Source organism: Wolbachia endosymbiont of Trichogramma pretiosum, from assembly GCF_001439985.1.
GTDB lineage: Bacteria > Pseudomonadota > Alphaproteobacteria > Rickettsiales > Anaplasmataceae > Wolbachia.
In genome coordinates this window covers 302,824-312,622 of the sequence record NZ_CM003641.1, presented here as the reverse complement: position 1 = coordinate 312,622, position 9,799 = coordinate 302,824, and the positions used below count along the sequence as shown (strand labels likewise).

Sequence of the window (9,799 nt, the reverse complement as noted above, 5' to 3'; positions counted from 1 at the left end):
TGAATAAATTTACTGATATAGGTGTGGCTAAATTTAAATTAGCTGCGTAAATTTACTTTGATTTACATGCACTATCAGTTCTATGCAATAAAGCCGTAGCGGATCTGATTGACAAGCTACTCTAATAGTCTTCTTTCCAAGACACTGATTGTAAACTTCATCGGCACCATTGTAGAAAACTCTTGGAGAGCCAAAAGTTGCAACCTGCACATCTTCGGCATTTTCTGTTTTATTAAGACATAAAGAAGCTCTATTAGCAAGAGCACATCCCATGCTATGACCTGTAACATTAATTTTAAATCTTTGATTGATAATCCTTTATCATTAGCATGCCCTTTTAATATCTTATGCACACTGGGCCAAGACCGTTTGAATAAAGAGTAAAACCAGAGTGGACACGATGATCTTCAGGTAAAAATGAACAATTTAGCTAAAGATGCACGAAGATCTTCCTTATCCGAGCAATATTTGTCTTCAATGAGTTCATTGTCGTAAAATTTTACAATTTCATAACCTTCTTCTTCAAATTGCCTTTTAGTTTTGTACTCATCTTGCTTTAATTTTCTGTCCACATTACCGTAGGAAATCTTGCTAAAAGTACACATCTATTGTAATTTTTCTTTGTTAAATCCTGTAATTTGCCCTTTTATCAGATCAGCAAGGTCAAAAGCATCCTTTAATCCAGCACCTTTAAAATCTTCTATCTTCTTCCATGCTTTAATTAGGTCAGAAGTTCCTATCCCATGAAGGTCAAAACTTTGAGCTTCTAATTCGTTCTTAAATGGTTCTAGCGCTTCAATTGCACATTCTTTTATTTCATCACCACCAATATGTACAATACTATCTCTAATAGAATCCATACTTTGACCATGAGTAATACTTGGCATATTTTTACCTACTATTTCATTTTATCAAGCTTAAGACTCTTATTTATGACAACCACTGTGTCTGCGATCTTATCGTGCCAAGTTTGGCAGCGTTTGTCGAAGTTTGCCCATATAAAACCCAAGAATAGTGGTGCTGTTGACAATATAAAGGAAAAAAACCTCTTTATTGCTTGTTTTAGAGTCAATTTTTCAAAAGTTTGTGCATTCACAACTCTAATCCCAAGTAATAACTTTCCAGGTGTAGCACCAAACCTTATCCACATATATGCCACATAACTAAAAAGCATAATGAATTGAACTATTTGATTTAGAATTAGTAACTTGATTAGTTTACTCTGCATTGCTGTTTCCTCTGCAGATAATGGTACCTGCATTTGATATTTTGCAGCAATTTGGCCTAATATTTTACTGCTCTCCGAGCTCATGAAGAGTTGATTTAAGGCCTGACCGCAAAACTGCAAAAATAAAACGATGATGATTAAATCAAGCAGCACTGACAAATAGCGTCTAAGTCCCGTTACATAGCATATTCCATTATCATCCTTTTTCACTTTTTGAATAGTACTTATAGAAGAAAGAATGGAAAATAAACGATTAAAAAATTTACGTAACATATATGCATTTTCCAATGTTTGAGTGCCCCTGGCCGGACTTGAACCAGCATGCTTTTGCAAGCAACAGATTTTGAGTCTGCCGTGTCTACCATTCCACCACAGGGGCCTACTTTAATGCTATAAGCAATACAAGATTAGTCAAATTTTTTATCTTTTAAGTAAGTACTGAATATTCTAGAATAATCAATCATTACTCTGAAAACTTAAAATGAATGAATTAGTCAATCTTATTGATTCAAGAGAAGAAATATGTAAATTGCCACACAATTTAGAAGCAGAGCAAATGCTCATTGGTGCAATGATTCGAGATAATAGAATTTGTGATGCAGTTGAAGACATAATCACAGAAGATAATTTCTATGATCCACTACATCAAAGCATTTTTACCCAGATATCTAAAACCAGAAAACACGGCATAGTCGCCAATGAACTAAGCCTAAAGATGTTTTTTGAAAATGACAAAGCATTTGCCGAATGTGGTGGAGTTCAGTACCTAGCAAAACTTGCAGCAAAGGCAAGCATTGCGCTTGACATCTATAGCTTGACCAGAATAATCCGTGATACTTATTTAAGGAGATGCTTAATCAAGCTCGGGCAGGAGATAGTTGACGATAGTTACAACTACGACATTGAAAATCCTGCACAGGTACAAATTGAGCAGGCAATGACAAAGTTGTTCAACTTAGCAGTAAAAAAGCAAGGTGATAAGACATATATAAAGCTTACAAGTTCAATTAAAGATGTGGTTGAGAAGATCAGCAAGCTGAAGAATAATCCAGAGGCTCTAGGTATTACAACCGGACTTCAAGACCTAAACCAGCTTCTTGGTGGTTTGCAGAAATCTGATCTATTAATTATAGCTGCAAGGCCCTCAATGGGAAAGACAGCATTGGCGCTGAACATCGCACTTAATGCTTGTAAGATTTTGCAAAAAAGAACAGATAAACAACACTACGTAGCGTTTTTCTCACTTGAAATGTCAGCAGAGCAATTGACTGCAAGATTGATTACTATAGATTCAGGCATTAGTTATTATAAGGCAATGACTGGAAGAATTAGTGATTTTGAATTACACGAATTCATTAATGTTAGTACAGATCTATCCGAGTTACCTTTCATCATAGATGACACTCCTGCACTATCAATTAGTGCTCTTCGTACCAGAATACGTCTTCTCTATCAACTATATAATGTAGAGGTGGTCTTTATCGACTATCTGCAGTTAATTCGAGGAACAACAAAAAGGAGTAGTGAAAATAGAGTGCAAGAAATCTCAGAAGTGACGCAGGGTTTAAAAGCAATTGCAAAGGAACTAAATATTCCCATTGTTGCACTATCACAGCTCTCTCGTTCTGTTGAGCAAAGGGATGATAAAAAACCACAACTTTCTGATTTACGTGATTCAGGAAGCATAGAGCAGGATGCAGATATAGTAATGTTCCTCTATAGAGAAGAATATTATGAATTAAGAAAGCAACCAAATGAAGGAAGTAATAAACATCGAGAGTGGCAAGAGAAAATGGAGAAAATTAGAAATATTGCAGAGCTGATCATTGCAAAACAAAGAAACGGGCCAATTGGCAGTGTAAAGCTACATTTTGACTCCAATAGAGGTGCATTTAAAGATTATACAGAAAGATATAGTCTGTAGCGGTTTTGAGTAATTCTGGAAGTGTTTAACAAACCATATGTGCCAAACTAAGAAGCTATCGTGAAACATAGCAATATTTAAGATTGGCATTTTATTTGTTACATTTATTTTTTAAGAAATTCTTATCTGGGATAAGATAATTTTTTAGAAAGATCTATAAATTACTGATTTTATTACTTAATGTATAAAATGTTTTTTCCATTTCCTTTCTTCCTTACGCCACTTTATTCTTAACTTGATGCGTATGGTTTATTTAACACTTCCGATATACAACTAAAAAATAGCAAATTCTCTATAACTTGAATATAATTTTACCTTTACCTGAACAGAAAGATGAATTACTTAATGGATTTTGTTTTAATATCTCTTTCCTTGCCACTTTTTATTACTGAGAATTATTTGTTAATTACTGCGTTGATCCCACTTTTAAGTGCATTAGCTATTTCTTTTACTAGTAAATTGCCCAGAGTGAACAATAGCATTACTGTTGTTTCTTCTATGCTTCTATTTGCGTATACATCTCTATGCACTTTATATTTGGTGTATGGTGATCATTCCCAATTTATTCTCATGGACTTTGGTAATAATTTGCACATTAGTTTAAAGTTAGAATCTAGTGGAGCAATATTCAGCTTATTAATATCATTTTTGTGGGTACTAACAAGTGTGTATGCAATATGTTATATGCGAAATAACTATGCTGATAGTAACTACTCGAGTTTTCTATGCTTTTTTTCAATAGCGATTAGCTGTGCAATGTTTATTGCTTTTTCTGGAGATTTGCTCACTACATTTGTCTTTTACGAGCTTCTAACTATTAGTACATATCCTCTGATTACTTACAACTCAACAAATGAATCAGTAATTGCAGGACGCTATTACTTTGGTTTACTATTTTTCTCTTCTTTAACGTTATTTTTTCCTGCGATAGGCCTCTTATATAATGAATTCCATACTTTAGACTTTGTAAGAGGTGGAATATTAAAGTTTGATACTTCGTTCATAACTTTTATTGCAGTGTGTTTTGCTATGCTGATTTATGGAATAGGAAAAGCTGCATTAATGCCAATGCATTTTTGGTTGCCAAAAGCAATGGTTGCACCAACTCCTGTAAGCGCACTACTACATGCTGTTGCTGTTGTAAAATCAGGAGTGTTCATCATCATCAAAGTTATATTATACACTTTTGGCATCGATAATATGCAACGTTTTGCACAGCAAAGTTGGTTTGCTGGAGGATGGCTTCCATACGCTGCTGGATTTACTATTATTACTGCATCGTTAGTTGCATTAAAGCAAAAGGAATTAAAGAAATTGCTTGCTTATTCTACTATCTCTCAGTTGTCATATATTATATTGTTTGCTTCAATTTTTAGTGAATTCAGCATGAGGGTTGCAATTTTTCAATTAGTTTGCCACGCATTTGCAAAAATCACTTTGTTTTTCACTGCTGGAGCAATAATAACGAAAACAGGTGAGAAATACATAGATAGAATTCACGGTATAGGACGTAGTATGCCAATTAGTATGATAGCATTTACTATAGGTGCATTTTCCATGATAGGGGTACCACCTGCTCCGACTTTTTGGAGCAAATTTTTCATTTTTCAAGCTATTTTTAACTCTAGTAATGTAACACTTTCTGTATTTGTAGCTCTGGTGTTAATTGTCAGTACTATACTCAACGCTCTATACTTCTTACCGATAATTTACAATGCCTTTTTCTTAAAACCCTCTAGAAATTATTCTATTAAAAAGACACCAATGCTTCTAATTTTACCTCCAGTTGTTACTGCTGTATGCACTTTAGTTATTTTTTTTAGCTACCAAGTAATTTTTAAAATGTAATCACCTGTATTTATAGCCGTTAACAATAAATTTAAATGGTATTATACCAGTTAGAGTTGCTTCCATGTTTGATAAAGTAAAGCTAACCTCCACAGCATAGTCTTTCATTTTCTTATTTTGCCCAGCTGCAAAAACTACAGTGGCATTTCCAGCAAATTTAACCAAATCCTTGATAGATCGGTCAATAGATAGTGTTGTTACGTTTGTGTTGGTAATTTTTCTTGTGGATGAAACAGCTTCATTGTTTACTTTTTCCTGAAAGTCTTGATATATTTTATATATAGAATTGTTTTTTATAAAATTTTCTTGATACTTTGATTCAATGATCTTAGAGGACTCGTATGCTTCAACGTATTGACTTACCAAGTACCTTGCTATGGAAGTGTATTCATCTTCTTTTTCACTAAAACTAAGTTTATGTATTATAGAAAACTCATCTTCTGTATGGTTCGTGTACTTCACAAAATTTAAATCTTTTTTAACAGGAAGTAGTAGGTATATGTTTAGTAATGATAAAAGTAAACATACTAAGAGAAGTAATGCTATTAACGCCATCCAAGATCTTTCTACAACGCAGAACAGGTATCTGTGGCAATACCATTCTACTGCTTTCCTGAAATAACTTTTGTTTTTTACTGATTCAACTTCCATAACTTAATTATAATAACTCTAAAAAAACTTTAAAATATGTCTAAATCTTCCAAAATAGGATGAATGATTATATCACCTTGTTCTGCAATAAGATGAAATTTATCAATTTTCTTCACATCTAAATTTATCATTTTACACTGAAGCTTTCAGGATCATAAGTATTACTTTCTGCACTTTTGTAATAATTATAGTAATGTCATTTATTTTGATCATCAAAATAACCAAATTTATCAGCAAGTGTTCCCACTTTTTTGCCTTTACCGTCTCTGAATAGCTCAAATAGAGCAATTACATGGTTTCAGATTCAGGCTCAATAGAGCCTTCTACAGCAAAAAACTTAGGTGCATGACCAACATACTCCTTAAATTTTAGATTATTAGTCTTTTTTACACTACCAAAATCCACGAATTTATATTCATCTGAGATACCAGAATATTGTGGATCATACTTTTTATATTCAAAAAACTCATTACCTAAAAAATTACAAAACGTTAATTTACAATCATCGTGATTGGATTTAACAACTTTAAGATAATGAAAATCTCTAGGGATCTCTATTTCCTCTTTCATAATATGATTACGTACAACAAGCTCACTACTGAGCATATAACAGCCAATTTTGGCAAAGTAGCTATATTGATTGACTTATTTAGCTTAAATTTACCTCATAGATGCCACTTGATAGCTCCTTTCCTTTTTCTAAAGTGAAGTCTTGATCTAAAGATGTATTCTTGATTAAACTCAATTCCTTCTGCATGTTCAGTATAGTGTTTATTAAAACTTCTATTGATTACCATACAGTTAATTTATTATTATTCAAGTTATATACTTTTAGTATTAAATTAGCAGAATTTTATCATAAATTTATGTTAAAAGTATTACATTTTTGTGTCATGATGTTAGCTACATTAGCTAAAACATGCTTTTTATCTAAGCGAAATTGCTTTGCAGCAACGAAAAGTTCATCTATTTCTTTCCATTGACTTAATTGACTTAGTAGAATTTCAACATTATTTACTTCTTTCTTTATACTTTCTAAAATGGAGGTTTGAATTATATGTGATGCTAGTTCTAGCTCAATCTCACTATTAATTATTTTATTAACTATATCAGAATTATTTAGATTACGGAAAAATGTATAAAAATGCTTATGTGACTCATAAGCACCACTGTTTATTGCATTTATTATTACTCCCGGAGTTCCAGGAAAAAAAGTAATGATCTCACTAAATATTTTATCCTCGAATTTATACTGAGATGAAACAACCTGCTTTGTTTCATCGTAAGTTAATGGAAGTAAATTCAGCTGAAAACACCTACACCGGATGGTGGTTTGTATATCATATGGTTTATGGCTAATTATAAGTATTTTAGAATTTTGTGGCGGTTCCTCTAGTATTTTTAATATTGCATTTTTAGCATTATTAGTCATTGACTCTAAGCTATCTATTATAGCTATTTTATATTCTGATTGAATGGGGCTTAAGTACAAAAAGTTTTTCATTTCTCTCACCTTTTCCACTCCTATTGTATCACCTTCAACAATGTGTAAGTCTAATGCTACTTCATCGTAATTTTTTATAAGAAACCAATTAGAAAAGGATTTTGCGAATGTTGCTTTTCCTATACCTTTTTTACCACAGATCAGCCAAGATAGAATAGACAAGTTGTTCATTATCTTTTTTTTTGCTTGGTTGTGGCCTATCACCTTTTTCATTCTTTTTCCTATAGATCTTAGTTTGAAAATTCGTTATTTATTGTTTGTAATGAAATTTTACCTTTTCTCAAAACTTTAATCTTGTCTCCAGTTAAGTCAATAATAGTAGATTCTATACCAGAAACTAATTCATCATCTTCAATTACTGCAGATAAGTGCTGCTTAATAGACTGAGGTATATCTCTTGCTTTGCATATACTTTTTTCTCCTGAAATGTTAATACTAGTTGCAACTACTGGAGTTTTTAGTTTATTTAATATTGAAATCGCAATAGGATGATCAGGAATTCTTATGCCTATACTATCTTTAAAGAACTCATTTGGTAATATACTGTTATCTTGAAGTAGTAAAATATAGGTCACTGGTCCAGGAGAAAAATAGTTTATTAAATCGATATACTCTTCCTTTACTTTTGCTATACTTATCAAACTATCAATATTACTAACAAATACAGAGAGCGGCTTGTTTTGAGAACGCTTTTTTATTCGATATATTTTTTCTATAGATTCGTTACCTAGCGCATTACAAGAAAGAGCATATACTGTCTCTGTTGGAAAGCATGCTAACAAATTATTTTTTATTGCATTTATTACCTCAAACACCATATAACTAAATCATATCTACAATAGCTCTAGGTTCAACGTTATCTCCCTATATGGTGGCAATTAAGATACCGAAATGGCTAGCATGCATCTGTTGCATACTTACAGTAAATTTTATTAGCAACTGCTCGTTTTTAAAAAAGATTTACTATAATCCGAACTCCTCATTGATTTTATCGACTATCCTCTGTGGTGGATCATCTCCCCATCCTGAATATAAAATCTCCCCATAATCTGCAACATCTATAGAGCCAGTTCTACTTTTTGCCAGAAACATTTCTCTTTTATCTTTATCAATTAATGCATAGTGCCAAGCTGATCTTCCTCGATCTTTACCACGAACTAGATATACGAGATCTGATCTACTTCTTCTTGTTGCATCAGCAAAGGATCTTTCGTTGATAGTTCTGCTTTTACTCTTTATGCTGCCACTTTCAGAAAAAGCTTCCTTGGCTTCATCTTTTTTATTTGCCAATTCAGAAATTTTTCCTTTTGCTCCTAGTGCATGTTCTTTGGTATTTTGAGATGAATACCTACTGGAAAAACCTCCTCTTGTCTCATTAGAATCCCTATTTGCAAAACGCTTAGTAAACGAGCTATCGTTATCATTTTCTGCCATAAAAGTCTCCAAATTTTAGATTGTAGAATCCAAATTTTTACTACACCCTATCGTAGGTTAGTTAAATTAATATAAATGAAAGATAACACAGTAATTATTACAGGAATTACAGCCTCAGGTAAATCAGAATTATGCGATAACTTGATAAAAAAGTATAAAAACATTAGCATAATAAACTGTGACTCAAAGCAGGTATACAGAGAGATTCCCGTAATTACTGCTCAACCACCAAAGCAGAAAGAATTTTATAGGCTATACGGTTATGTTTCAGCAAGAGAAAATTATTCCGTAGGTTTATGGCTAGAGGATTTAAAGAGGGAAGTTAACAATGCGTTGAAAAATTCACGAATACCCATCCTCACTGGAGGAAGTGGGCTTTACATTAGCAGCTTAATCAAGGGATTATCATCGATTCCAAAAATAAGCCAGGAAGTGAGAGAAAACGTAAATGAACTTAGGAAAAATTTAAGTAAAGAGGAATTCTACAAATTAGTGCTAAGCAGAGATCCAAGGATTCAAGGTAAAGTATTTATTAATGACTCACATCGCCTCTCAAGAGCACTTGAAGTTATCACTGAAACTGGCAAGACAATCTTTATATGGCAAAAAAATAGACAGCCTCCTTTGTTCAATAATTTTAAGGTATATACAATTCTACCTAAACGTGAGGATATATACCGAAAAATAAATTCTCGTTTTATTGAAATGGTTGAAAATGGAGCAATTGATGAAGTAAAAAACCTACTTAGCATGAATCCATCTCCACATTTGCCAGCTATGAAAGCACATGGAGTGCCAGAAATTATAAGATACTTAAAAGGGGAGATTACTTTAGACGAAGCAATACAGATCGCTCAAACAAACACAAGGCATTATGCAAAACGCCAGTACACTTGGTTTAAAAATCAATTTCCGAATTCTCAAGTGATTGACTGTGCAAATAAATTGATAGAACTCTAAGTATCTTGATTATTGTGTATTATATTGCTGTGCCTGTGCAAACTTTTCTTGATAGCATTAAACTTTTTTCTTAAAGAACTTTCATCATTGCCTAAATTGTGATTATTAAATTCTTTGTAAAAATATTCTTACTTATGAAGCGCTACTATACCTGTAAGAGCCTTTATTACTAAATGAACTATATCACACAATATTTCATCCTCAATTTTTCTATATTCTCTCACTAATCTTGTAACCACAATCTCCACTT

At 32.6% G+C, this 9,799-nt stretch carries 12 protein-coding genes and 1 tRNA gene; 3 read left to right on the top strand and 10 right to left on the bottom strand.

Going from position 1 to position 9,799, the window contains the following annotated elements; all coding sequences use genetic code 11:
- Positions 1-33: 33 nt before the first annotated feature.
- The 5 genes from wTpre_RS06340 to wTpre_RS01475 form a co-directional block, all read right to left on the bottom strand.
- Complete coding sequence (locus tag wTpre_RS06340; protein ID WP_068651435.1) at positions 34-273, bottom strand: lipase family protein; 240 nt, start codon at positions 271-273, stop codon at positions 34-36.
- Between the two features lie 134 nt (positions 274-407).
- Entirely contained in the window at positions 408-572 is a 165-nt protein-coding gene (locus wTpre_RS06335) for a hypothetical protein (protein WP_245609504.1), read from the bottom strand.
- Between the two features lie 33 nt (positions 573-605).
- Entirely contained in the window at positions 606-887 is a 282-nt protein-coding gene (locus tag wTpre_RS01485) for a hypothetical protein (protein WP_068651431.1), read from the bottom strand.
- An 11-nt stretch (positions 888-898) separates the two neighbouring features.
- The gene (locus tag wTpre_RS01480) at positions 899-1,501 is read right to left on the bottom strand and encodes an RDD family protein (protein ID WP_068652589.1); all 603 of its coding nucleotides are present in this window, start codon (positions 1,499-1,501) and stop codon (positions 899-901) included.
- 23 nt (positions 1,502-1,524) lie between these two features.
- Positions 1,525-1,607, bottom strand: a tRNA-Leu gene (locus tag wTpre_RS01475).
- Positions 1,608-1,709: 102 nt separating this feature from the next.
- Between wTpre_RS01475 and wTpre_RS01470 the strand changes: the two genes are divergently transcribed.
- A complete protein-coding gene (locus wTpre_RS01470) occupies positions 1,710-3,152 on the top strand; it encodes a replicative DNA helicase (protein ID WP_068651429.1) in 1,443 nt (480 codons plus the stop codon).
- A 345-nt stretch (positions 3,153-3,497) separates the two neighbouring features.
- Positions 3,498-5,000 carry a proton-conducting transporter transmembrane domain-containing protein gene (locus wTpre_RS01465; protein ID WP_068652587.1) on the top strand — a complete coding sequence of 501 codons (1,503 nt, stop codon included), beginning with the start codon at positions 3,498-3,500 and terminating at the stop codon, positions 4,998-5,000.
- Here the strand turns inward: wTpre_RS01465 and wTpre_RS01460 are convergent, their stop codons facing one another.
- The 5 genes from wTpre_RS01460 to wTpre_RS01440 all read right to left on the bottom strand — a co-directional run bounded on the left by wTpre_RS01460 (position 5,001) and on the right by wTpre_RS01440 (position 8,589).
- Complete coding sequence (locus wTpre_RS01460) at positions 5,001-5,651, bottom strand: VirB8/TrbF family protein (protein WP_068651427.1); 651 nt, start codon at positions 5,649-5,651, stop codon at positions 5,001-5,003.
- 288 nt (positions 5,652-5,939) lie between these two features.
- Complete coding sequence (locus wTpre_RS06330) at positions 5,940-6,257, bottom strand: hypothetical protein (RefSeq protein ID WP_245609503.1); 318 nt, start codon at positions 6,255-6,257, stop codon at positions 5,940-5,942.
- 250 nt (positions 6,258-6,507) lie between these two features.
- Entirely contained in the window at positions 6,508-7,368 is an 861-nt protein-coding gene (locus tag wTpre_RS01450) for a DNA polymerase III subunit delta' (RefSeq protein WP_068651425.1), read from the bottom strand.
- Positions 7,369-7,385: 17 nt separating this feature from the next.
- A complete protein-coding gene (locus wTpre_RS01445; protein WP_068651423.1) occupies positions 7,386-7,973 on the bottom strand; it encodes an L-threonylcarbamoyladenylate synthase in 588 nt (195 codons plus the stop codon).
- A gap of 145 nt (positions 7,974-8,118) precedes the next feature.
- The gene (locus wTpre_RS01440; protein ID WP_068651421.1) at positions 8,119-8,589 is read right to left on the bottom strand and encodes a hypothetical protein; all 471 of its coding nucleotides are present in this window, start codon (positions 8,587-8,589) and stop codon (positions 8,119-8,121) included.
- Positions 8,590-8,664: 75 nt separating this feature from the next.
- On the opposite strand from wTpre_RS01440, the gene miaA reads away from it, so the two are divergent.
- Positions 8,665-9,549, top strand: a complete 885-nt coding sequence (miaA, locus tag wTpre_RS01435; protein WP_068651419.1) for a tRNA (adenosine(37)-N6)-dimethylallyltransferase MiaA — start codon at positions 8,665-8,667, stop codon at positions 9,547-9,549.
- The last annotated feature ends 250 nt before the right edge of the window (positions 9,550-9,799 follow it).